The sequence below is a fragment of the Priestia sp. P1_B12_1 genome (genome assembly GCF_056406695.1).
Genome location: NZ_JBFTZR010000005.1, coordinates 50,940 through 75,143, shown reverse-complemented (window position 1 = coordinate 75,143; position 24,204 = coordinate 50,940). Strand labels below are relative to the sequence as shown.

Sequence of the window (24,204 nt, the reverse complement as noted above, 5' to 3'; positions counted from 1 at the left end):
GAGAGTACTATATGAAGAACACATACTGGTTATTTTTTCTGTTCGTTGGTTTTATTTCAATTCAGCCAATTATTGATATGCTAACGACGTACATGGTTTTGAACATGGATAGTGGTCTCTCAATTGGGGTTGTTATTCGCTTTCTATATATGATTTTTGCGGGTGTCCTACTTTTAGTGTTTGCCAAACAATCAAAATGGGCTAGATATTCGATTATCTACCTTATTGTTTTTGCACTCTTTCTTGGACTCAATATCTACTTAAATCATCAATGGAAAGATCCTTATTATATTGGGCAAGAAATTAAATTTTTCAATAAGGTTGTTTATATGAACGTTACCTTACTTGGAATGATTGTGATGTTTTCACATTATCGATCGTCTGTGGATGTAAAAAGAATACTGAGCAAAAACTTATTGACTGCTTCACTCATCATCAGTATTGTTTTTATTGGTACAATGCTAACAGGTACAGCACTAGAGAGTTATCAGTATAATAAAATTGGATTCAAAGGCTGGTTTTATGCAGCGAATGAGCTAGGAGCAACCATTGCTATTTTGCTTCCTCTCACACTGCTTTTAGCTTTAGATAAAGTACGTTCGTTTTCAAAAGCTTATTACTGGATTCCTTTTATCTTGTTAGCCGTTTCGTCCATCATGCTTGGAACGAAAGTAGGCTTAGGTGCCGTTATTCTTTCTTTAGTTGTAGCAACAGTTGTCTTATTTGCAAAATTATTTACGAATAAACGCAGCTTAATTAAAGCCAACTTAGTAATCTCAATTCTGCTTTTAATTGTAACAGGAGCAACCACTCCGATTTCTCCAGCTTATAAAAACACATATACGCACATCGATATGTTAGAGGCTAAAAAAGAGAAAACAAAACAAGAAAAGCCGGAAAAGAAAGAAAAAGAAAAGCCGGCTAAAAAGAAAAAGCAAAAGGAATCAAATTTAGATGACAAAGATATTCAAAATCTGATTCTAAGCAGCCGTGAGCAATTTTTAGCTCATCATAAGGAAGAGTATGCAAAAGCACCTATTGCAAGAAAAATGATAGGTATGGGCTTTTCTGGTGACTATACAAAACAGCTTCCGCCAAAGATGATTGAAATGGATTTTTATGATCTGTTTTTCTCTTTAGGTATCATCGGATTTTTACTATGGGTTCTTCCACTTCTAGTAGTTGGTTTAACTGTATTGGTTCGATTATTTAAAGACCCGTCACAGCTTCTTGATGAAAGCTTTATGATGTATAGTACAGCAATTGTATTAGCTCTTGGAATTGCTTTTGTAGCTGGGCATGTCTTCACCGCACCAGCCGTTACCATCTATTTTGCAGCAGTTGCTGCTTATCTGTTCGTCATTCATTTTAAACAAAGACAAGCATAAAAAAAACAGGCCATTGAAGGCCTGTTTTTTTATCTTTTTAATGGCTGAAGGCTTAACACCGTATCACCCGCATTAACGTTTATTTCTTGATCATGAGCAAAAAAACTCAATGCCTTTCCTTGCTTGCTTACTGCTAGTAAAAGAGAATCATCGCTTTTCTCCTCAAGATATGTTTCATACGTATATTCATCCGTAATTTTTGTATTGTAAATCGTATATCCGTGCTCCATTTTATGATGCAGAAACTCCCACGTAATTCCTTTCTTAAAGAGCATGCGTCCTCTTACAGTGTGCATAATTTCATCGACATCTTCTCTTGAATCTTCTTGATCACGAATACTCAATTGAAAAACATTGTTCCGTCCCATATCTTGAAGAAAAGCAGTACAAACAAGTGCATTATATGCATCTAACTCAGTTGCAGCAATCACGTATTCATAAGGAGTTAAATCTAGATGATATTCCGTTTGCTCAGCTAGAACTTCTCCGTGATACACATCTACTTCCGCTCTGCGCGCAACTCTTAACCGCTCCCACGAAGAATCAGCAACTAACACTGGATAGCCCAGCTGCTCTAACTTAGAAGCAAAGGCAACCGTAAAATCATTGCTTCCTACAAGCAAAATACCAGGTTCTTCTCCAATTGATAAATCAAGCTTCTTAGCTAGCCATGAAAGGGAAAAACCGTGTGCACAAACCGTAGCAAACACTAAAGCAAATGTCAGTGTTGTTAGGATGGAAGCATCTTTAAATCCTTCATCGATTAGTACTTTCGCAAAGTAGCTTGAGACCGTTAACGCCACAATGCCGCGCGGGGCAATCCAGCCAATCAGTATTTTTTCTTTTATAGATAAATCTGTCCCTACCGTTGATAAAAAGATGGAGACAGGTCTTACAATAAACAGCATAAGTAAAACAAACAAAATAATATTCCAATGAAAAATTTCAGTAATGGTCTTCATCGTCAGTCCAGCCGTTAACATGATAAAAATAGTAGAAGTCAATAGAACCGAAATGTTCTCTTTAAAATGTCGCATATCACTAATAGATGAAATATGCATATTAGCAAGGGTAATCCCCATCGCTGTCACTGCTAGAAGACCTGTTTCATGCTTAATTTCATCAGCTATCGTAAAGCAGGCAATAACAACAATAAATACGACCGGAGATTTTAAATACTCTGGAATATGCCCCTTTTGAAACATCCACCCTATTCCGCGGCCAAGAAGCCATCCTATTAAAACAGCAATAATAGAAGCTGCAAAGAAAAAGAGAATTGTTTTTCCACTCACTTCTCTCAGCACTAAAAATTGAACAATTTCAAACGAAAAAACGGCCAGCAGTGCACCAAATGGATCAACAATAATACCTTCCCATTTTAAAATCGCTGCTGGTTTTGGTTTTAATTTAGCTTGTCGTAAAAGAGGTAAAATCACGGTTGGACCCGTCACAATAAAAAGCCCTCCGATAACAATTGCCACCGCCCATGATAAATCTGCTATATAATGAGCAGCTAAAGAGCCTAAAATCCAAGCTAGCATGGCTCCGAGCGTCACAATGCGAAACACGGGCTTTTCGATTCCCCTTACCTCTCTCATGTCTAAGTTCAAGCTGCCTTCAAATAAAATAACAGCTACAGCAATCGATACAAAAGGATCAAAAAGCTGAGCAAACTGTGCTTTAGGATCAATTAAACCTAAAATAGGGCCTGTTAGCAGTCCGATAATTGACATCACGACAATTGCTGGTAACTTAAATCTCCAAGCCAGCCACTGAGATAGAACTCCTAGTCCCACTACGAGCGTGATATGTATAAGCATAGGTTCCATTGTATCTTCCTTCTCTCGTTCGCATAATGTGTATATATTTTCCCTAAAATAAACCGATGTTATACAGGAAGAAACAAACACTACCTTGTTTTACCACTTTTTCAAAAATGCTAAACGCATACTCTTTTCTTTGAATCCAAGCCGTTTTCTTTCATTCGACACATATTTTACTCGTATTTGTCGAATTTCACTTTATGATCAAATAATAAAAAGCCTTTAGCTTCTGCTAAAGGCTTTTTGCCGGATGATCCAATTTATATAGCTTTTGATAGTGACTGTTCGTCGCCAGTAATTCATCATGCGTTCCTCGAATGGCTATCTTACCATCTTGCAAAAATAAGATTTCATCCATTTTTTCCATCCCAACTAAATTGTGCGTAACCCAAATTAAGGTTTTATCTTGAAGAGTTTCAAAGATAGTGGATAACAGACGCTTTTCAGTCATAGCATCCAACCCTGCAGTTGGCTCATCTAGCATAACAATTGGCGTATGCTGAAGCAGAACGCGTGCTAACGCAATCCGCTGACGTTCTCCTCCCGAGAAGCGCTGACCTGTTTCGAGCATCGGCGTTTGATATCCTTGGTGCAAACCTTCCACAAGGGAGTGCATATTCACTTGCTTCATGACCTCAATTACTTCTTCTTTTGTGGCCTCTTCATTAGCTAGTAATAAATTGTTGGCTACGCTTGTATTAAATAAATAAGGATTTTGATTTAATACAGAGATGAGTTTTGGTACATCTTCACGAACTTCAGCAACAGACTGACCGTTTAGTTGAACTGTGCCTTCTGTAGGTGCTAAGGAGCCTTGCAGCAACTTTAATAGAGTCGATTTTCCAGCTCCACTCTTGCCAAGAATCGCAATTTTTTTCCCTTGCTCGACTTGAAATGAAAGATCATGAATGACTGACTCCTCCTCATTACTATAGCGAAAGCTTACATGCTCAACTTTTAATCTAACCGAATTCCATGAACCTTCATAAGGTAGAGAAAGAGTATGTTTTTTCTTTTCCTTCACAGCTTCCCAGTTCTTTTCCATTGTCTGTACTCTATTTAATGATTCTTCAAACTGAGGAATCTTTTCTACCGCATTAGATACTGGCAGCAGCGCTTCAGATAAAGGAAATACTACTAAAATAAAAGCAGCAATAAACACACCTGCAAGCTCTTTATCTGCAAAAAGAGAAGCCCCAAACCAAATCATTGTGACAATTAAACCTGCCACAATAAGTTGTCCAAACAATTCTCGGTAATACGTCCATAGTTTAAGCTTGCGATCCATGCCGTCTAACTCATTTTCTGTTTTGTTATACGAATGAAAAAATGATTGCTGCTGACCGCTTAACACCCAATCAGCCACTCCTAAAAAGCCGTCTGTGACCTTGGCATATAACTGTGCTTTGCTTGATTTATATCGCTGATTGGCTGCCTTCATATGCCAAAGGGAAAAAAGCGGCATCACTACTACTAATAAAAATAAATAGATGGCAATCAAACATGCAAACTTTAGGCTAAAGAATCCTAAAGCTACAATCGAAATAACGTATAAAATAACAGCTGAAATTGTTGGAAGAATGGTACGCAAGAACAAGTCTTGTAAACTTTCAATATCTTCTGCGAGAACGCCTAAAACATCTCCTGTTTGATAGCGAGATGTAGCAATTAACGGTTCAATCAAATGATAAAGACGTGTACGCATTTTAGCTAAAATGCGAAGAATAAAATCGTGACTGACAAGACGCTCCGCATAACGGAAAGCGGCTCGGCTTAAACCAAATGTACGCACAAGTACAATTGGAACATACACCAATAAAATCGTTTCTGGCCGTAAGGAAGAAGCTGAAATCAAATAACCTGACGTGAACATTAGCGCGCAAGCAGAACCAATCGTTAACATGCTTAGTAATAAGATAGAAAAGATACGATATTTATATGTTTTAAAGTAGGGCCATATCCAACTTTTATATTTCATCATATCTCCTCCTCTTCATGTAAAAATTGATAGTAAGCTCCTTTTTTTTGAATCAGTTCTTGATGATTACCGATTTCTGCAACCTTTCCGTCCTCTATTACAACAATGAGATCCATGTCTTTCATCCAATGCAGACGGTGCGTAGCTAAAATAAATAACTTATCTTGGAACATCGTTAAAATATCTTGCTTTAATTCATATTCCGTTTCAATATCGACTTGTGCCGTTGGTTCATCAAGCATAATAATAGGACGGTCGCTTAGAAATGCCCTTGCTAGAGCAATCCTTTGAGCTTGGCCGCCGCTAAGCTGCCGTCCCCCATCCCCTATCATTTCATTTTCCTTCTTAGGCATCTGTTGAACCGTTGATAAAAGTCCTGCTTTCGTTAAAGCATCTTCATAATCATATGAGCCGCCTCTGTCTTGATAAAATTCAATATTTTCTTTTACTGTTCCATTAAAAATAAATGGGTGCTGAGGGATATACGTAATCTGCTTTTGCCAAGCATCTGAGCGTAAATCAATTGGCACGCCGTTTACTTCGGCAGAGCCTTCTGTAGATTGTACAAAGCCGCTTAGTATATTAATAAGCGTCGATTTTCCAGCTCCGCTTTTTCCGATGATTCCAATTTTCTTCATTCCTTTAACATGCAGTGACACATCTTCAAGAGAAGGTGGATGCTCTTCGTCATATTTTACAGTGATATGCCTTAATTGAAGTTCACTGCTTTCAGTCCAACTAGGAACAGCTTCTTTTTTAGCGGACGGTTTTTCGGCCCGCTTCACAATCTTAAGTAATGCATCTCCGGATTCTTTTCCGTCTAATGTTGCATGGTAATCGTTTCCGACTTCTCGTATCGGCAGGAAATATTCAGGTGCCAGCAATAAAATCATAAGTGCAGGTTCTAATGTCATAGACCCGTTCACCAGCCGCAAACCAAGCATAACAGCCACGATGGCTACAGATAACATCGTAAAGAAATCTAGAGCAAACGTAGATAAAAAAGCAATTCGGAGCGTTCCCATTGTCGCTTTTCGATAACGGTCACTGACTCTTTCAATCGTTTCAGCATGTTCCTTACTTTTCCCGAGAAATGTTAAAGTTTCTAACCCTCGAAGCGAATCTACAAAGTGGTTGGACAACACGTGATATGTCTCCCATTGGCTATCTATTTTTTTTTGTGCAGCCAATCCAAGCAAAATCATAAATAAAATTAAAATTGGCATGGTCACAAGTAAAATAATGCCTGAAAGCCGATCATGGTACCAGACGAAAGCAAGCACTAGCCAAGGTGTAACGCTAATGGCGGCCAATTTAGGCAAAAACAGCTCGAGATAAGCGCGAAGCTTCTGTAGGCCTGTGGTGATGAGCGTCACCAAGTTTCCTGTTCCTTCATCTTTGGTAAAACGCGGTCCTAATGAAAAAATGCTTTGCATGACTATCAAACGAAGTTCCTGCGTCGTTTTGACTCCAAATTGATATGCTGTTTTTTTTATTATAAAACCTACGATCTGACGAATCATAAAGGCAGACAAAAACAATCCGATTGCTTTTGTCTGCGAAGTTAAACTTTCACCATGAAAAAGAGCAGTAATTACTTCGGCGAGCCACTTAGCTTGAAAAATAATGGCTACACTTTGAATAGTAATAAGCCCTATTAACATGGCAAGAACCATTTTTATTCCGTTGTAAACCATTAAATTTCTACCCATTAATACTCCATATGCTCCTTATGATCTACACGTTTTCTGAAAACGTAGTAGCTCCAAATTTGATAACCTAACACAAAAGGCAGTAATCCAATAGCAGCGTAAGACATAATTTTTAAGGAATAATTCCCTGATGCTGCATTATGAATCGTTAAACTATAGCTTTCATTGATTGAACTAACCAAAACGGTTGGAAACAATCCTGCAAATATAGAGGAAATTGATAAAATTAAAATTAAGCCAGACATAGCAAATGCCCATCCATCTTTTTTACGTGTAAGGAAAAATCCTGCTAGTAAATACACGAAAATACCGATGAAAAATGTATATAGCATCAAGCGGCTATGATTACTGAATATATCTGTTTCAAAAAACGTCATGCCTGAAAAGATAAGAAGTAATAAGGCATTTACAGGCAAAAGCTTCATAGCGACTTTCCGTGAACGATCTCTAATATCGTCCATCGTACGGATCGTGGCAAAAATAAGTCCGTGCCATAAGCAAAGCATTGTTAACGTAACGCCGCCTGTGATGGTATATAGATTAACAATATCCGAAAAGCCCGCATTCATTTGCATGTTGCGCTCAACAGGCAGTCCTTTCATTAGCGCTGAAAATAAGATACCAAAAATGAGCGGTGGAAAAAGACTTCCAAAGAAGATAACCCAATCCCATGCATTTTTCCACGCTTGTTTTTCAACTTTCCCTCGAAATTCAAATGCTACACCGCGGCCAATAAGCGAAAGCAAAAGAAGAACAAAAAGAACATATGACCCGCTTAATAGCGTTGCATACCAGTTTGGAAAAGCGGCAAACATAGCACCGATTGCTGAAATTAGCCAAACTTCATTTGCATCCCAAAAAGGACCGATTGTATTAATAAAAACTCGTCGCTCTAAGTCGTTTCTTCCTAAAAAACGAGACACCATTCCAATCCCAAAATCAAAGCCTTCTAAAAAGATAAAACCAACAAACAGAATGGATACTAGTAAATACCAGAATTCATTAAGAGAAAACATTGTATCCCTCCTTGGTAAACGGATCAGTTGATACTACTTTTGTATGTGCTTCGTGATCGTGATCTGGACCTTTTTTAATTTCTTTAACAAACAAGAACACCATAATCACAGCTAAAATTAAATAAAAGAATGAAAACGAGATAATAGAAAACAGCAATTCACCTGCTGTTACACCAGGAGACACGGCATCTTCCGTTTTCATATAGCCAAATACAACCCAAGGCTGACGACCAATCTCTGTCATAATCCAACCTGCTGAGCTTCCAAGGAACGGAAAGGCAATGGCAATCGTCATAATACGTAAAAATAGTTTGCTCTCCTGAAGTTTTTTACGAGAAAGCAAGTACGTGCCCCAAATGCCTAATGCACATAATACGCCACCTAGACCAGCCATAATGCGGAAACTCCAAAATGTTGTCCGAACGGGTGGAATATAATTTCCTGCTCCATATTTCGCCGTATACTGCTCCTGCAGCTCGTTCATCCCAGGAACGGAACCTGAAAATTTCCCGTATGATAAGAAGCTTAATAAATAAGGTATTTTGATTTCTCCCGTATTTTTCTTTTCATCGGGGTGAATATTTGCTGTTACCGTCCAAGCGCCTGGACTTCCGCTGTTTTCCCATAATCCTTCACTTGCGGCCATTTTCATGGGCTGTGTTTTAACTAAGTATCCAGCCTGTTCATGACCAGATAACGCAATTCCTACACCTGAAACTAACCCTACAATAATGGCAACTTGAAATGATTTTTTGGCAAAAGCCAAATGTTTTTTCTTCAAGAGCATAATAGCACTGACACCCGTGATAAAAAAGGCGCCTGTTGCAAACGAACCTAAAATGGTATGAGGGAATTCAACCCACAGCTGACCGTTTGTTAACAATTTAAAGAAGTCATTCATTTCTAAACGGCCATTATTTAGCTCCATTCCAACCGGATGCTGCATAAAAGAATTAGCCGTTAAAATAAAGAACGCCGAAAAAATAGTACCTAGACTAACAAGCCAAATACATAGACAGTGCAGCCATTTAGGCAAACGATCCCACCCGAAAATCCACAGTCCAAGGAAAGTGGACTCCATAAAAAACGCGAGCAGTGCTTCAATAGCAAGCGGCGCACCGAATACATCTCCTACAAACCTTGAGTACTCTGACCAGTTCATGCCAAACTGAAATTCTTGTAAAATACCTGTTACGACTCCGACAGCAAAGTTAATCAGGAATAAGTGCCCCCAAAACTTTGCCATCTTTTTATACTGTTCATCTTTTTTTACTACGTACATCGTTTCCATGATCGCTACTAAAAAGACAAGACCGATAGATAGCGGTACAAAGATAAAATGAAACAGCGTCGTTGATGCAAATTGAATACGTGATAGTATAACTGTATCCATCTTCTTTCTCCTTTCATATATAAGAACATTCATCATTTCCATAGATACTTTGCTCATTTCTGAGCATCTTTTACTTACATTGTGAAACATTGAGCATAATAATTCGAGAGATATGCTCAATGTTTCACATACATATGTAATATCTCTCTTTCTATTTACATAGTATAGTCTATTTTTTTAGCTATGCACGTACATTTTTTGAACGTTTTTAGACTAAAACGTGACTTTCTTGTGACAAAAAAGTGAAGGATCTCTTTATTTTTCTCATAAAAAAAGCACGCTCTGATTTGAGCTTGCTTCTCTACGGTCGATATTTTGCTTTGGCATTTAATTTAGACTGACGAATGATTTGGTTGATGACTTCAGAAAACACAATACCAATGGCAATTGAACCTGAAATCATAAAGGCTTTTGCTGCAAGACTAATCGCTTCATTATAGTTATTTTCTACAAAGTTACGCATGGCATCGTATGCTGTTCCTCCCGGAACTAGCGGAATAATACCTGCTACGGTAAAAATAATAATCGGCGTTCGATAAATTTTTGCGTAAATTTGACTAATAATAGCAATAAAGAAGGCCGATGCAACTGTGCTTGGAATTTCATCTACGCCATAGAACGTTAGCAAATAGTAAATGAGCCAGCCAATCATTCCGACAAAGCCACTTTTTAATAATGATTCACGTGGAACATTAAAGATGATCCCAAATGCTGCTGAAGCAATAAAACTTGTAATTATCTGCTCTACGATATGCATATGATGCCTCCCTTCTATAGAAGCGTAAATACAATGGCAATACCTGCACCGATAGCGAATGCCGTCAGAAACGCTTCCGCTCCTTTTGATAATCCAGACAGTAAATGTCCCGCCATTAAATCTCGCACTGCATTGGTAATGGATAAGCCAGGAACGAGTGGCATAACGGACCCAATAATAATTTTATCAATTTGCGTGCCTAGTCCTGAAGCGACTAAAAGAGCTGATAAAAGTCCAATAACTAACGAAGCGGTAAACTCAGCAAAAAAGCGAATCGGAATAAGACGGTGGAAATACACCACGGTTAAAAATCCGAGACCTCCTGAAAACATAGCTGGAATAAAGTCCGTCCATAAACCTTGAAACATGATTAAAAAGCATCCGCTAGAAATGGATGCAGCTGCAAGTTGAACCCATAGTGGAAAAGCTACGTTGGTTGCTTCAATTTCTTGTAGCATTTCATACGCTTCCTCCAAGGAAATGTTTCCTTGACTGATTGTTCTTGAGACGCTATTTACCATGGTTACTTTTTTTAAATCTGTCGTTCGTTCGGAAATACGAATTAACTTCGTTTTCGTCGGTTCTTTCGTTTCAAGTGAAAACATAATCCCTGTTGGCGTCACATAGCTGTGGGATTTTTTTATACCGTAAGACGCTGCAATCCGCATCATTGTGTCTTCTACTCGATACGTTTCTGCTCCGCTTTCTAACATAATTTTACCTGCTAGTAAGCTAACGTCCATAATTTCATATTTATCTAATTTTTGTTGTGTCATCAAATCGCTCCAAACATATTAAAGCTTGGTTTTTTCCCCTACAGCATACAGTGTATAAGAAAGAGGGAAGTAGACGCAATGGTTAATGCAAAAAAGTGTGGACTTTTTGTCTCACACTTTCAGGAATAGTATATACATTCCTTATCAATTCATACGTTTTGTGGTCTCACGCTCTACTAATACAGGTGCCATTTTATACTGTACTTGATCTATTTCTTGCTGATTCTGAATTTGCTGAAGTAAGAGGTTTACTGCTTTTTCAGCCATTTTCTCCATCGGTTGACGGATGGTTGTTAGCGGAGGATGCGCTTCACTAGCTTCTGTAATATCATCAAACCCTATAACAGACAAATCTGCTGGAACGTGAAGCCCGTTTTGCCACGCACAGTGTATCACTTTCAGAGCAATGTAATCCGTAGCACAAATAAGCGCAGTTGGGGGCTCTGGATGATGAGCTAGCTCATTTATAAACTGATATAGTTCATCTGAGTTATTCATATCTTCTTTTACAAACTTTGCGTTTGCTGACGGTACATACTGATGAAAAAGAGACAGACGGTGCTCGACTCCGCTTACAGCTTTTCCAACGAACCCGATATTCTTATGACCAAGGTCCGTTAAGTGAGCAACAGCTAATTGTATTCCCACCGCATCATCTACATGTACAATCGGCCAAAGTGCAGAAGAACCGTCTCCTGTAAGAGAAACGTAGGGCGTTTGATATTCTTTTAATACGTCTACAAAAGGATTCTGAGCGGCTACATAATCTAATAAAATGACTCCATCAAACCAATGGTTCATCATAACATTTAATTGACGCTCAGCCGTTGTTTCTTGGTAATCCGTATGTCCAATAAGAACATCCATCCCTCGACTTTGGACTTGTTGCTGTACCTTTTTTAATAGTTCAATTAAAAACGGATCTTTTAAATCTCTAATTAATATCCCGATAATCCCTGTTTTTTGGGCCCGCAGAGCTGCCGCAAATGGATTCGTCTGATACCCTAAATGAGCTGCTGCTTTTAGTACTTTTTGTTTGGTTTTTTCACTGATTTTAATTTTACCGTCTTTATTATTGAAGATTCTTGATACCGTAGCTAATGAAACACCCGCTTCTTTCGCTACTTCTGTAATCGTGACTTTTTTTCTCCCCATTCGTACCGACTCCTATTTCCTTTTAGTCTATCGACCAAGTAAACATTTTTCTTTATTATACTACTAGAAGTCGTAACCACCGAAACCTACCTTCCCTACTTTTCACTAAACAGCCACTTTAACACATCTTGAATTTTTTGATCCCAATATGCCCAGTCGTGACTTCCTTTTCCTTCTTCATATGTAAAACAAATAGGCTCTTGCTTACATCGCTCGGAAAAACGTTTATTTTCCTGATATAAAAAATCTTCTGTTCCACAGCATTGATAAATACGCGGAGTCACTTCTCCATAGCGCCGGCGATTTCCAAGCAGCCAGAAAAGATCATCCTCAGGTCTAATAACAGGCGGCATGCCAAAAATCAAAGGATAATCTAAGAACTGAACTTCTCCTCGCCCTCCAAGCCCTTCAACGTCCATCACTCCTGATAAACTGGCAGCTGCAGAAAATTGATATGGTTTGCGAAACGCCCATTTTAAAGCGCCGTACCCTCCCATAGAAAGACCAGCTACAAAATTATCTTCTCTTTTTTCCGATAACGGAAAGAATGATCTAGCCAATTGAGGAAGTTCTTCTGTTACAAACGTCCAATACTTCTTTCCATAAGCCATATCTCTATAAAAGCTACGATCTACATTTGGCATTACAACTGCAAGTCCTAATTCTGATGCGTAGCGTTCAATCGAAGTTCTTCTCATCCATATCGTATGATCATCAGAAAGACCGTGTAATAAATAGAGCGTAGGGTGTTTCTCACTTCTTGTATTGGTTTGTAAACCAATTTGAGATTTTGTTTGCTGCGGTATCAAAACGTTCATTGAAGTACTTATTTGCAATACTTCTGAAAAAAAATCACATTGCATAAACGCCATATTTCTCTTCCCCCTATTTTTTCTTCCCTATTGGTTGATAACAAAACGTACATAATTCATATAAAAGTTAAAAAATAGTTTGATTATTTACAATTTTTAATTTAACATAAAAACATCTTTTATGAAAACGTTTTACGTATAACGTTTTTCAAATTGAAATAGTGAACCTGATTCAATGAAAATGAAGGGACGAGTTTAGGATATACTAAATGAATCCCATCTAAAGACGAACAAATGGGATTCATGAGCTAAACGGCTTATGACACCGTAGTTGATTTCCGTGCAAGACTTCGCTTTTCGCGGGCGGCCGCTGAGCCTCCTCGTCGCTTGCGCTCCTGCGGGGTCTCATCTGTTCCGCTTTTCCCCCAGGATTCTTGGTCTCGCCCTCCAATCAACTACTAGAAGAATTTAAACAGAGGAAAACTATGTTCACCCCAACAAAAAAACGAACCACTGATTAAAAATTTTGATCAGTGGTTCGTTTTTACTTTGTCTAAAATACTTTCGTCCCAGCCTCTTCTTTTTATCGAATTTGTCCATCTCCGTAAATAATATATTTTAGCGTTGTTAATTCCTTTAATCCCATCGGTCCACGCGCATGAAGCTTTTGTGTACTAATTCCGATTTCTGCCCCGAAACCAAACTCTTCTCCGTCCGTAAATCTCGTTGAAGCATTCACATAAACAGCGGCTGAATTAATGCGCTGTAAAAAACGCTGAGCATGAGCATAATTTGTTGTTACAATCGCTTCAGAGTGATGTGAACTATGAACATTAATATGAGAAATCGCTTCATCGATATCATCTACGATTTTAACCGCCATGATAAAATCCATATACTCTTTTTTCCAATCCTCATCCCCTGCGGGAACAAGATCTGGAACGATTGTTACCGCACGTTCATCACCGCGTACTTCTACATCTTTCTCTCGTAGCGCTTGAACAATAATCGGCAAAAATTCATGAGCCGCTCGTTTATGGATAATCAGCTTTTCGGCTGAGTTACACACCGCTGGACGAGATGTTTTTGCATTAATAATAATATTGGCCGCCATGTCACCGTCATATTCTTCATCGACATAAATGTGGCAGTTCCCAGTTCCTGTCTCAATAACGGGAACCGTTGCATTTTTTACCACTGCTTCAATTAAACCAGCACCGCCTCGAGGAATTAATACATCGATATATTCATTTAACTTCATTAACTCCAGTGCTGTTTCTCTCGACGTATCTTCAATAAGCTGTACGCTATGCTCAGGCAACCCTGCACTTGCCGCAGCTTGAGATAATACAGAAACAATCGCTTGATTCGAATAAAACGCCTCGCTGCCTCCGCGCAAGATAACTGCATTTCCTGCTTTTAAGCATAAGCCTGCTGCATCACACGTAACGTTTGGACGCGCTTCATAAATAATTCCTATGACACCAATAGGTACACGCTGCTGCCCAATTTGTAAACCATTTGGTCGCTTCGTCATAGACAGCACTTCTCCGACTGGATCTGCAAGCGCAGCTACTTGGCGCAGGCCGTCTGCCATTCCGTGAATCCGCTCTTCATTTAAAGATAGGCGATCTAACATCGCTTTTGACGTGCCTTTTTGAACGGCTTTTTCTACGTCTAATTTATTTGCTTTTAAAATCGCCTCTTGTTGACTCAATAGAGCAGCCGCCATTTTATAAAGTGCCTGCTGTTTTTGTTCGCTCGTTAAATTTCCTAAGAAATAAGAGGCTTCTTTTGCCTGCTTTCCTTTAAGCTGCAATTCACTCATTTCATTACTCCTTCAGCTTGTTTTAAGAATAAGGTTCCAATTTCTTGGCCTTCAATAATATCTCGCAAAATACTTGGTTCTTTACCATTTGCTAGGATTAAGCTCACGCCTGCACTTGTAGCTGTTTTAGCAGCGGTAAGCTTTGTGACCATTCCGCCTGTTCCAACGTCAGTTCCACTATCTCCAGCAAAATTTTCAAGTTCCGGTGTAATGCCATCTATTACTTTCATTAACTTAGAGTTAGGGTTTTTTGTGGGGTCTGAATCAAAGAAACCGTCAATGTCAGATAAAATAACGAGTAAGTCTGCGTGAATCAAAACCGAAACAATGGCAGATAAATTATCGTTATCGCCGAAGCGCACGATGTTTTCAATCTCATCGATGGCAACCGTATCGTTTTCATTCACAATAGGAATCACTTTATCTTCAATTAATTTTTCAAACGTGTTTACAACGTTATTGCGCACATGTTCATCTTCGATTACATCCTTCGTTAACAGTACTTGACCAACGATGTGGCTGTACTCACCAAAGAATTTGCTATAGATATGCATAAGCTCACACTGCCCAACAGAGGCTGCTGCTTGTTTTTCTCGAATAGAAGTTGGCTTTTCTTTTAACTTTAGTTTTTTTACTCCTACTTGAACAGCACCTGATGTAACAAGCACAACTTCTTTTCCTGCATTCATTAAATCAGATAACACACGCGCTAGTTTTTCAATGCGTGCTAAGTTAATATCTCCGTTATCATAGGTCAACGTAGATGTCCCTACTTTGACTACGATACGCTTGCTATTTTGTAACTCTTGACGATGGTTCACTCTTTTCATCTCCCTAACTAAAAACACCTAAATGCGTACTAATTTTTTTAAAAATTATAGCAGAGATTATGCGAAAAGTCTTATAGTTTTTCAAAGGGAATTTGAACTTTCTAATTTTTTAAATAATTAAGGGAAAAACTGGTGATAAAAGCGCTTTCTTCTTTTATAATGAAAGTTGTAAGGGGAACACACAATTACATAACGTTGTGTAGTAGTACAAACATCAGACAACTAAGGGATAGGGGGATTTGTAATGAATGCGGTTACGATTGTTATTGGATCTATCTGTATTTTAATGATTGCGTATCGGCTATACGGAACATTCATGGCTGTTAAGGTCTTGAAACTAAACGATTCGCAAAAAACGCCAGCACATGAGTTTGAAGATGGGAAAGATTATGTGCCAACCAACCGATGGGTAACATTTGGTCATCACTTTGCAGCTATTGCAGCTGCTGGTCCGCTTGTAGGACCTATTTTAGCAGCTCAATTTGGCTATTTGCCCGGACTGCTCTGGCTTTTGATCGGAGCTGTAATCGGAGGAGCCGTTCACGATGCAGTTGTGTTATTTGCATCTATGCGCCAAAAAGGCCAGTCGCTTTCCGAAGTGGCTAAAAAAGAGCTAGGACCCGTCGCTGGTTTTTGTACAGGTTTAGCTATGCTTTTTATCATTACCATCACAATGGCCGGTTTATCTATGGTCGTGCTACACGCACTTGAGAAAAACCCTTGGGGTACATTCGCTGTTGGAATTACGATTCCGATCGCAATGGGGGTAGGTATTTATCACAAAAAAACCGGTAATTTAAAAGCGGCTTCTACCGTCGGCTTCATTTTAATTTTAATCGCCGTATTTAGCGGTCCTTATATTCAAGGAACAGCTTTAGGAGATTTTTTAACGCTAGATATTAAAACACTTTCAATTATTCTTCCCGTTTATGCATTTTTCGCAGCGGCCTTGCCCGTTTGGCTGCTTCTAGCACCTCGAGATTATTTAAGCAGCTTTATGAAAATTGGTGTCTTTATCGCGCTGATCGTAGGCGTGTTTTTCGTAAACCCAGCAATTCCATTTCCTGCAGTTACTGAATTTATTCACGGAGGCGGCCCTATTTTAGCAGGACCCGTGTGGCCGTTCATTTCCATTACGATCGCCTGCGGTGCTATTTCCGGCTTCCATGCATTTGTTGGTTCAGGGACAACCCCTAAGATGCTCGACCGTTGGAGTGACATTAAAGTTGTAGGCTTCGGGGCGATGTTAGTCGAATGCTTGGTAGGAATTATGGCATTAATTGCCGCAACAGCTTTACATCCTGGAGACTATTTTGCAATCAACTCTACACCTGAAGTGTTTAAAACGCTCGGCATGAACGTGACAGCTCTTCCTCAGCTTAGCCAAGAGATTGGTCTAAACTTAGAAGGCCGTACAGGTGGCGCTGTTACACTGGCTGTAGGAATGACATATATCTTCACAGAAATTCCTTGGTTCAGCCACCTGTCTTCTTACTTTTTCCAATTCGTCATTATGTTTGAAGCAGTGTTTATTTTAACTGCTATCGACGCGGGTACACGCGTTTCTCGCTATTTAATTCAAGACTTTTTCGGTGAATTTTATAAGCCATTAAAGCGAGTAGACTGGCTTCCCGGTTCCATTTTTGCAAGCGCCCTAGCCTGTTTTATGTGGGGGTACTTATTGTTCTCAGGAGATATTGGCTCAGTTTGGGCGCTGTTCGGCGTATCCAATCAGTTAATGGCCTCTATTGGTTTAATTATTGGAGCAACCGTTATTCTTAGAATTGCAGATAAACGCTCCTATATGCTTACTTGCCTTATTCCACTAGCCTACCTTTACGTAACAGTTAACTACGCAGGTTATTGGATGGTTAAGAATGTCTATTTAAATGAAGCTGCGGCAGGTTACAGCATATTAAATGCGACTCTTTCAATCATCATGCTTATACTCGGTCTCATTATTATGATTGCTGCGATTCAAAAATGGACGCAGCTTTGGCGCACGCCTCAGGCTGAACTGGCAACAAAAGCAAACTTATCACAAAATATATAAAACGAACACGCTTGCTTATAGAAGCAAGCGTGTTTTTAACGTAGTAATAGCCGGTCAAAATAATTGCACACCAGGCATTTTTATTATTAAACTAAATATACTATACAGAAAATTTTTAAAATAGTTCGTACATTCCACATGCGTATCCCCACTGACTACATCTCAAAATTAACACTTTAAATTATAATAATTATAATTTAGTATTGATTTTTTATTTAAAAATGTTATTATTATTTCTAACATAATAAAATTCAAATAAGAGGTGGTTCTAAGATGACAACAAACAAGAATAACCTAACGACTAGTTGGGGAGCTCCGGTTGGAGATAATCAAAATTCAATGACCGCTGGTTCACGCGGACCTACTTTAATTCAAGATGTTCACCTTTTAGAGAAATTAGCCCATTTTAACCGAGAGCGAGTTCCTGAACGCGTCGTACACGCAAAAGGCGCCGGTGCCCACGGCTATTTTGAAGTGACAAATGATGTTTCATCCTATACAAAAGCAGCTTTCCTTTCTGAAGTAGGAAAACGAACACCTCTATTTGCTCGCTTTTCAACAGTAGCTGGTGAAAACGGCTCAGCAGATACCGTTCGCGATCCTCGCGGATTTGCTGTTAAATTTTATACAGAAGAAGGAAACTACGACTTAGTCGGAAATAATACACCTGTATTTTTCATCCGAGATGCGATTAAATTTCCTGACTTTATTCATACACAAAAACGCGATCCACGCACACATTTAAAAAACCCGACGGCCGTTTGGGATTTCTGGTCTTTATCTCCTGAATCTTTGCATCAAGTTTCTATTTTAATGTCTGACCGCGGTATCCCCGCAACTTTACGCCATATGCATGGATTTGGCAGCCACACATTTAAATGGGTTAATGCCGAAGGAGATGGCGTTTGGGTAAAATATCACTTCAAAACAGAGCAAGGCGTAAAAAATCTGTCTCCAGACGTAGCTGCAAAGCTAGCTGGTGAAAATCCAGATTATCATACTGAAGATTTATTTAATGCCATTGAAAAAGGCGATTTTCCTTCATGGAAGCTGTACGTTCAGATTATGCCATTAGAAGATGCTGATACGTATCGCTTTGATCCGTTTGACGTAACAAAGGTTTGGTCACAAAAAGACTACCCGTTAATTGAAGTAGGTCGCATGGTCTTAGACCGCAATCCAGAAAATTATTTTGCCGAAGTGGAGCAAGCTACATTCTCACCTGGAACGCTTGTGCCGGGAATTGACGTATCACCTGATAAAATGCTGCAAGGTCGACTATTCGCATACAGCGATGCACATCGCTACCGCGTGGGTGCTAACCATCAAGCGCTACCGATTAACCGTCCGCGCAGCGAAGTAAATAACTATCAGCGTGACGGCCAAATGCGCTTTGACGATAACGGCGGCCGTTCTGTTTATTATGAGCCAAACAGCTTTGGCGGCCCAACAGAATCACAGGAAAACAAACAAGCGGCATACCCTGTTTCAGGCGTTGCCGATAGTGTTGCATATGATCATAACGACCATTACACGCAAGCAGGTGACTTGTACCGCCTTCTAAGCGAAGACGAGCGTACGCGACTCGTTGCAAACATCGTTGAAGCTATGAAGCCTGTAGAAAAAGAAGAGATTAAACTGCGTCAAATTCAGCACTTCTACAAAGCGGATCCAGAGTATGGAACACGCGTTGCAGATGGTTTAGGATTATCTGTTCCGCAGCAAGTAAAATAAATTTATTAGTCTTTCTAAATGAAAAAATAAAGGTATTTTTCTCATTTCAGATTCTCATTTATTCTCAATTAGTTTAACATTTTATCACTAAATAAGTATCCATATTTTATGGATACTTATTTAAATTCTTGTAAAAAGAGGAAGGGATGAAGAAATGATTGGACAAGAAATAAGATGTAATCAGTGTGATAGAGAAATAAAAGTACTAAAGCACAGTACGCTTTGCGGTTGCGGAATAAAATTACGAACGCTAAAAAAAGAGAAGCAACCAGCATAATGAGGTTGCTTCTCTTTTTTTACTAGATATGCTGTTTATATTCACTCACATTAAAGAATAATCGTTACTTTAAATAAATCTCCGTCAATTTCAATATTCAGTTCTCCTCCGTGCAAATCAATAATTGACTTAGCAATAGCTAACCCAAGTCCGGAGCCATCGGTTTGTCTTGAGGTATCCCCTCTTTTAAATCGTTCAAACAGCTCATCTGCCTGCTCATTTAATTCATATTTACTTACATTTTTAAATGTTAGTTTCACTTGTTCGTTTATTTCTTGAACAGAAATATAGACACGCGTTTGTTCAAGTGAATATTTCAATATATTCTCTATCAAATTGTCAAATACTCTCCATAATTTTTGACCATCTACAGTAGCAAATATCGGCTTTTCGAGAGATTGAATACGAAATTGCAGAGTTGAATCTTCCATTGCTTCATTATATTCAGCTAAAGCCTGATGAAGAAGCTGGTTAATATCAATTTTGTCTTTATGCAATTCTACATTTCCACTTGCCATTTTTGACACTTCAAATAAATCATCAATAAGTGTCTGTAAACGTTTTGATTTACGGTCAATAATTTCAACGTAAGCATGTTGTTCGTCCGCAGTAAGATCTTGCGACTTTAGCAACGCTGTATATGTCATAATAGAAGTCAATGGTGTTCTTAAATCGTGACTGACGTTGGTAATTAACTCTGTTTTCAAGCGTTCACTTTTAACTTGAACATGCTGAGATGTTTGAATCTGCTGCTGGATATGATTTATATTTATCGCTGCTTGAGTCAAAGCTGATTTTCCTTTGATAGGTAACAGCTCTGTCCACTCAGCTGCGGCGATTTGATCAATTGAAATAATAATTTTATTTAAATAATTAACTCGTAGCATAAGCAGTATCAAAGTAACCACTCCTACAACACTGCCTATAGCTAAGTACAGTATGGATACTTGTTCTGCAAACATAGATCCACTAGTCAATAGAGTTGCAACAGCAAACACGGCAAACACTAAAAGCAGTACTACAACCATTATATGCATGCCAATATGTCTGATAATAAAAATAGATTGAAGAAAATAAATTACTTGGTAAACACACGCTCTTTTATATTCTTCTTTTATATCATCTATTGTGCGCATACGCTGAAACAGTAGAAATACTTGAAGTGCCCATAGGGAAATAGCTATAGATATTGCTATCATATAAAAGAAGAACGTAGCAACATGCTTATATGATTCTAATAAAGAAGCAGGATAGCCGTTCAGAACTAGACTTAATGTAAAAAATGAGTATAAAAGAAAAACAATTATACAAATATCTAAAGGTATTTTTTTATAAACCCTCTGTACTGCAGTTTGTCTTGTTATTTCTTTTAAATGTCCGGTTATTGTTTTTTTATAAATAAAGTAACCTATTAACAGAGCTAGTATCCCTGAAAATGCATACACGAGAAACGCTACATTTTGATGATGATAATAGTTATATTCATCAAATAAAGGACTAATGAAGGTTTCTTTTTCAGGAACAGCAATTATACCCGTAAACTTCTGCTTTAAATACCGGGTTGGGATCTCTGAGTCTACCTCACTGCTTAACGATGAATTTTTATATTCATCTGCTTGGAACACCAGCGGTGATTGAGCTGAATAAGTATGTTTATACAATATATGTTTCTGTTTTACTAATTGATTAACATCTTCTTTGCCTGCGTTTTGGATGTTCGTATATATTTTGTTTGTGTTCCTGTCTTTTAAATAATACATGATGTCTTTTTTATATTGAGATAATATTTTTTGTCGATTAAAAGCTTCATCATATAGTTTCTTCATTTCGAGTTTTTTGTTTTTCATTATTTCTTCTCGAACGAATTGATCATCTTGAAACTTTTTTTGAATATTTTTAACTTCTAGATCCTGCTGCTTTACATAGACAGCTTCAACGTTTTTGCTCTTTGCCTGCTTAGCGTCTTCTATTTTTTCTTCATATTTATCTTGTACGTTTTGTATTTGTTCCGTTAAGTTTCCTTCTGCATATCGATACGACTCAATTTCTTCTTCTGTTATCGTATTTGCATGAACGGTATTCTTGTTTTTGGATGTCAATTCTAAAAGGTAAAGATCATTTGTAAAACGATCTATTTCTTTTCGAAAGTCTTCTGATTTTACATAGGTACTTTTTTGTAAGTAGTTTGCTTTTACTAGATTATGCATGCTGCCAATAGAAGAAATAGTTGCTCCTAAACCAAATAAAAACAAGATAATACCTATAGCTGAAATGACGCTACTTTTCCATTTTATATCCAAGTCCCCACACAACCTTTACATATCTCGGATTTTTCGGTTCAATCTCGATTTTTTCTCTTATTTTTCGAATGTGCACCGCTACTGTATTTTCTGCGTTGTAGCCTGGTTCATTCCATACGCGTTCATAAATATCATGTATGGAAAAAACTCTCCCTGCATTTTTCATTAATAACTCTACAATTTTATACTCAATGGGAGTCAGCTTAATGAACACCCCGTCAAGAGTGACGGACTTAGCCTCAATATCAAGTACAAGACCTCGAATATGGATCGTCTTTGTTTCCTCATATGTACCTAATGTTACATATCTTCTTAACTGTGATTTAACTCTAGCTATCAGTTCTAATGGATTAAAAGGTTTTGTTACATAATCATCTGCTCCTACCTGCAGACCGAGCACTTTATCTGCATCTTCGCTTTTAGCGCTCAGCATAATAATCGGGATATTTTTTTGTTCTCGGATTTTAAACGTCGTTGAAATGCCGTCTTGCCTTGGCATCATAATATCAAGAATAATTAAGTGAACTTTTTCTTTATTTAGTATCTCTATGGCTTCGATTCCATCTTTGGCCGTAAAGACTTTAATGCCTTCATTTTTCAAATAAATAGCAATGCCATTACGGATTTCTTGCTCATCGTCTACGACTAAAACCACATATTCGTTCATTGATTTCTCACACTCCTTTCAAAAGTATATCATGGGTCATTTCGTCTATGGATTTTATTGTAAACTGCATTTCTTAAGAAAAAGGAAGGGGAAATCTTAAGATTTTCTTAAGCTTCATATGTTGAAAAAGGTTTAAAGAATAGGGATAACAGGAACGTTAAAAGAAAAAATATAATCAATTCCTCATTTGATTCTAAAGAACTATCCGTGAGCGATTATATCTTTTTATTTAAAAGGAGGATGATTTAACTTGGAACGGAATCATACAATTATGCAATTTTTCGAATGGCATGTGCCAGCTGATGGCGAGCATTGGCAACGCCTTAAAGAGCTCGCTCCTCAACTAAAAGAACAAGGAATTGATTCCGTGTGGATTCCCCCGGTTACAAAAGGTGTTTCATCAGAGGATAATGGCTACGGCGTTTACGACTTATACGATCTTGGCGAATTTGATCAAAAAGGAACCGTTCGTACAAAGTATGGAACCAAGCAAGAGCTGCATGAAGCGATTGATGCCTGTCATAATCATGGAATTAATGTCTATGTGGATATTGTAATGAACCATAAAGCTGCAGCAGATGAAAAAGAAACGTTCCACGTCATTGAAGTGGACCCCATGAACCGAACAGAAGAAATTTCTGAACCTTTTGAAATTGAAGGGTGGACAAAGTTTACATTTGAAGGGCGCGGCGATCAATATTCTTCTTTCAAATGGAACTTTAATCATTTTAACGGCACTGATTACGATGATAAAAATGGAAAAGAAGGCGTTTTTCGTATTGCTGGAGAAAACAAAAGCTGGAACGAAAATGTGGATCAAGAGTTTGGCAACTACGATTATTTAATGTTTGCTAATATTGATTACGATCATCCTGAAGTTCGAGAAGAAATGATCAAATGGGGAAAATGGTTAGCAGACACTCTGCAGTGCGACGGTTATCGATTAGACGCCATTAAACATATTAACCACGATTTTATTAAAGAGTTTGCCCACGAATTGTCCTCTTCTCAAGAAAAGCCCTTTTATTTTGTGGGAGAGTTTTGGAATCCAGAGTTAACAGCCTGTCAGGAATTCCTAGACGTGATTGATTATCAAATCGATTTGTTTGACGTATCGCTGCACTATAAACTGCATGAAGCCTCTCAGCAAGGAAGAGATTTTGATTTAACCACGATTTTTGATGATACATTAGTCAAGACTCACCCTTTGAATGTTGTCACATTTGTAGATAACCATGACTCTCAGCCAAATGAATCTTTAGAATCTTGGGTAGAAGATTGGTTCAAACAGAGTGCTTACGCTCTAATTTTACTTCGTGAAGACGGTTATCCTTGTGTGTTTTACGGAGACTATTTTGGGATAGGCGGAGAGCACCCAATTGAAGGAAAAGAAAAAGATATTTCCGCTCTCTTGCATGTACGCTATGACAAAGCGTACGGCCAGCAAGACGATTATTTTGATCACCCGAATACCATTGGATGGGTAAGGCATGGTGTAGAGGAATTTGAGAAGTCTGGATGCGCTGTGGTGATGTCAAACGGCGAAGATGGCGAAAAGAGAATGTTCGTCGGCGAACACCGAAGTGGACAAACGTGGATTGACTTCACAAACAACCGAGAGGACCAAGTTGTGATTGAAGAAGATGGCTACGGACAGTTCCCTGTAAATGGCGGCTCTGTATCCGTTTGGGCTGAAGCATAAAAA

Annotated in this window: 18 protein-coding genes; 4 read left to right on the top strand and 14 right to left on the bottom strand. The window is 38.4% G+C overall.

Features of this window, described 5'->3' with window-relative positions:
- The first annotated feature begins 11 nt into the window (after positions 1 to 11).
- Complete coding sequence (locus AC1D0Y_RS17495) at positions 12 to 1,388, top strand: O-antigen ligase family protein (RefSeq protein WP_060745894.1); 1,377 nt, start codon at positions 12 to 14, stop codon at positions 1,386 to 1,388.
- Positions 1,389 to 1,417: 29 nt separating this feature from the next.
- Here the strand turns inward: AC1D0Y_RS17495 and AC1D0Y_RS17490 are convergent, their stop codons facing one another.
- From AC1D0Y_RS17490 to proB, 12 genes are all read right to left on the bottom strand, one after another.
- Positions 1,418 to 3,217 carry a cation:proton antiporter gene (locus AC1D0Y_RS17490; RefSeq protein WP_060745895.1) on the bottom strand — a complete coding sequence of 600 codons (1,800 nt, stop codon included), beginning with the start codon at positions 3,215 to 3,217 and terminating at the stop codon, positions 1,418 to 1,420.
- A gap of 226 nt (positions 3,218 to 3,443) precedes the next feature.
- A complete protein-coding gene (cydC, locus tag AC1D0Y_RS17485) occupies positions 3,444 to 5,192 on the bottom strand; it encodes a thiol reductant ABC exporter subunit CydC (protein WP_060745896.1) in 1,749 nt (582 codons plus the stop codon).
- Complete coding sequence (gene cydD, locus AC1D0Y_RS17480) at positions 5,189 to 6,901, bottom strand: thiol reductant ABC exporter subunit CydD (RefSeq protein WP_221841152.1); 1,713 nt, start codon at positions 6,899 to 6,901, stop codon at positions 5,189 to 5,191. The genes cydC and cydD overlap by 4 nt, the downstream gene beginning before the upstream one ends.
- Positions 6,901 to 7,917 carry a cytochrome d ubiquinol oxidase subunit II gene (cydB, locus tag AC1D0Y_RS17475; protein WP_060745898.1) on the bottom strand — a complete coding sequence of 339 codons (1,017 nt, stop codon included), beginning with the start codon at positions 7,915 to 7,917 and terminating at the stop codon, positions 6,901 to 6,903. Before cydB ends, cydD begins: the two co-directional genes overlap by 1 nt.
- The gene (locus AC1D0Y_RS17470) at positions 7,904 to 9,310 is read right to left on the bottom strand and encodes a cytochrome ubiquinol oxidase subunit I (protein ID WP_025752440.1); all 1,407 of its coding nucleotides are present in this window, start codon (positions 9,308 to 9,310) and stop codon (positions 7,904 to 7,906) included. The genes cydB and AC1D0Y_RS17470 overlap by 14 nt, the downstream gene beginning before the upstream one ends.
- A gap of 301 nt (positions 9,311 to 9,611) precedes the next feature.
- Positions 9,612 to 10,067, bottom strand: coding sequence for a threonine/serine exporter family protein (locus AC1D0Y_RS17465; RefSeq protein ID WP_013059882.1), 456 nt, complete (start codon positions 10,065 to 10,067; stop codon positions 9,612 to 9,614).
- 14 nt (positions 10,068 to 10,081) lie between these two features.
- Positions 10,082 to 10,843, bottom strand: a complete 762-nt coding sequence (locus AC1D0Y_RS17460) for a threonine/serine exporter family protein (protein WP_013085528.1) — start codon at positions 10,841 to 10,843, stop codon at positions 10,082 to 10,084.
- A gap of 144 nt (positions 10,844 to 10,987) precedes the next feature.
- Complete coding sequence (locus AC1D0Y_RS17455) at positions 10,988 to 11,998, bottom strand: LacI family DNA-binding transcriptional regulator (protein ID WP_477707820.1); 1,011 nt, start codon at positions 11,996 to 11,998, stop codon at positions 10,988 to 10,990.
- Positions 11,999 to 12,093: 95 nt separating this feature from the next.
- The gene (locus AC1D0Y_RS17450; protein WP_477707819.1) at positions 12,094 to 12,870 is read right to left on the bottom strand and encodes an alpha/beta hydrolase; all 777 of its coding nucleotides are present in this window, start codon (positions 12,868 to 12,870) and stop codon (positions 12,094 to 12,096) included.
- Between the two features lie 257 nt (positions 12,871 to 13,127).
- On the bottom strand, positions 13,128 to 13,265 hold the full coding sequence (locus AC1D0Y_RS17445; protein ID WP_201026586.1) for a hypothetical protein: 138 nt from the start codon (positions 13,263 to 13,265) through the stop codon (positions 13,128 to 13,130).
- 128 nt (positions 13,266 to 13,393) lie between these two features.
- Complete coding sequence (locus tag AC1D0Y_RS17440) at positions 13,394 to 14,638, bottom strand: glutamate-5-semialdehyde dehydrogenase (RefSeq protein WP_060745901.1); 1,245 nt, start codon at positions 14,636 to 14,638, stop codon at positions 13,394 to 13,396.
- Positions 14,635 to 15,468 carry a glutamate 5-kinase gene (proB, locus tag AC1D0Y_RS17435; protein WP_014457700.1) on the bottom strand — a complete coding sequence of 278 codons (834 nt, stop codon included), beginning with the start codon at positions 15,466 to 15,468 and terminating at the stop codon, positions 14,635 to 14,637. Before proB ends, AC1D0Y_RS17440 begins: the two co-directional genes overlap by 4 nt.
- Positions 15,469 to 15,712: 244 nt before the next feature.
- Between proB and cstA the strand changes: the two genes are divergently transcribed.
- Both cstA and katA read left to right on the top strand, forming a co-directional pair.
- A complete protein-coding gene (gene cstA, locus AC1D0Y_RS17430) occupies positions 15,713 to 17,521 on the top strand; it encodes a carbon starvation protein CstA (protein ID WP_221841156.1) in 1,809 nt (602 codons plus the stop codon).
- A 273-nt stretch (positions 17,522 to 17,794) separates the two neighbouring features.
- Positions 17,795 to 19,255: a catalase KatA gene (gene katA, locus AC1D0Y_RS17425; protein WP_013085535.1), complete on the top strand. Its 1,461-nt coding sequence runs from the start codon at positions 17,795 to 17,797 to the stop codon at positions 19,253 to 19,255.
- Positions 19,256 to 19,582: 327 nt separating this feature from the next.
- Here katA and AC1D0Y_RS17420 read toward each other — a convergent pair whose 3' ends face one another.
- Positions 19,583 to 21,832 (bottom strand): sensor histidine kinase, encoded by a 2,250-nt coding sequence (locus AC1D0Y_RS17420; protein WP_060745903.1) that lies wholly within the window; start codon positions 21,830 to 21,832, stop codon positions 19,583 to 19,585.
- Positions 21,810 to 22,499 carry a response regulator transcription factor gene (locus AC1D0Y_RS17415; protein ID WP_028409744.1) on the bottom strand — a complete coding sequence of 230 codons (690 nt, stop codon included), beginning with the start codon at positions 22,497 to 22,499 and terminating at the stop codon, positions 21,810 to 21,812. The genes AC1D0Y_RS17420 and AC1D0Y_RS17415 overlap by 23 nt, the downstream gene beginning before the upstream one ends.
- 250 nt (positions 22,500 to 22,749) lie before the next feature.
- On the opposite strand from AC1D0Y_RS17415, the gene AC1D0Y_RS17410 reads away from it, so the two are divergent.
- The gene (locus AC1D0Y_RS17410; protein WP_014457695.1) at positions 22,750 to 24,201 is read left to right on the top strand and encodes an alpha-amylase; all 1,452 of its coding nucleotides are present in this window, start codon (positions 22,750 to 22,752) and stop codon (positions 24,199 to 24,201) included.
- Positions 24,202 to 24,204 lie beyond the last annotated feature (3 nt).

What these genes read in the sequence shown, in the direction of transcription:
- AC1D0Y_RS17495 (WP_060745894.1), top strand. Translation starts at nt 12, where the DNA reads ATGAAGAACACATACTGGTTATTTTTTCTGTTCGTTGGTTTTATTTCA.
- AC1D0Y_RS17490 (WP_060745895.1), bottom strand. Translation starts at nt 3,217, where the DNA reads ATGGAACCTATGCTTATACATATCACGCTCGTAGTGGGACTAGGAGTT.
- cydC (WP_060745896.1), bottom strand. Translation starts at nt 5,192, where the DNA reads ATGATGAAATATAAAAGTTGGATATGGCCCTACTTTAAAACATATAAA.
- cydD (WP_221841152.1), bottom strand. Translation starts at nt 6,901, where the DNA reads ATGGGTAGAAATTTAATGGTTTACAACGGAATAAAAATGGTTCTTGCC.
- cydB (WP_060745898.1), bottom strand. Translation starts at nt 7,917, where the DNA reads ATGTTTTCTCTTAATGAATTCTGGTATTTACTAGTATCCATTCTGTTT.
- AC1D0Y_RS17470 (WP_025752440.1), bottom strand. Translation starts at nt 9,310, where the DNA reads ATGGATACAGTTATACTATCACGTATTCAATTTGCATCAACGACGCTG.
- AC1D0Y_RS17465 (WP_013059882.1), bottom strand. Translation starts at nt 10,067, where the DNA reads ATGCATATCGTAGAGCAGATAATTACAAGTTTTATTGCTTCAGCAGCA.
- AC1D0Y_RS17460 (WP_013085528.1), bottom strand. Translation starts at nt 10,843, where the DNA reads ATGACACAACAAAAATTAGATAAATATGAAATTATGGACGTTAGCTTA.
- AC1D0Y_RS17455 (WP_477707820.1), bottom strand. Translation starts at nt 11,998, where the DNA reads ATGGGGAGAAAAAAAGTCACGATTACAGAAGTAGCGAAAGAAGCGGGT.
- AC1D0Y_RS17450 (WP_477707819.1), bottom strand. Translation starts at nt 12,870, where the DNA reads ATGGCGTTTATGCAATGTGATTTTTTTTCAGAAGTATTGCAAATAAGT.
- AC1D0Y_RS17440 (WP_060745901.1), bottom strand. Translation starts at nt 14,638, where the DNA reads ATGAGTGAATTGCAGCTTAAAGGAAAGCAGGCAAAAGAAGCCTCTTAT.
- proB (WP_014457700.1), bottom strand. Translation starts at nt 15,468, where the DNA reads ATGAAAAGAGTGAACCATCGTCAAGAGTTACAAAATAGCAAGCGTATC.
- cstA (WP_221841156.1), top strand. Translation starts at nt 15,713, where the DNA reads ATGAATGCGGTTACGATTGTTATTGGATCTATCTGTATTTTAATGATT.
- katA (WP_013085535.1), top strand. Translation starts at nt 17,795, where the DNA reads ATGACAACAAACAAGAATAACCTAACGACTAGTTGGGGAGCTCCGGTT.
- AC1D0Y_RS17415 (WP_028409744.1), bottom strand. Translation starts at nt 22,499, where the DNA reads ATGAACGAATATGTGGTTTTAGTCGTAGACGATGAGCAAGAAATCCGT.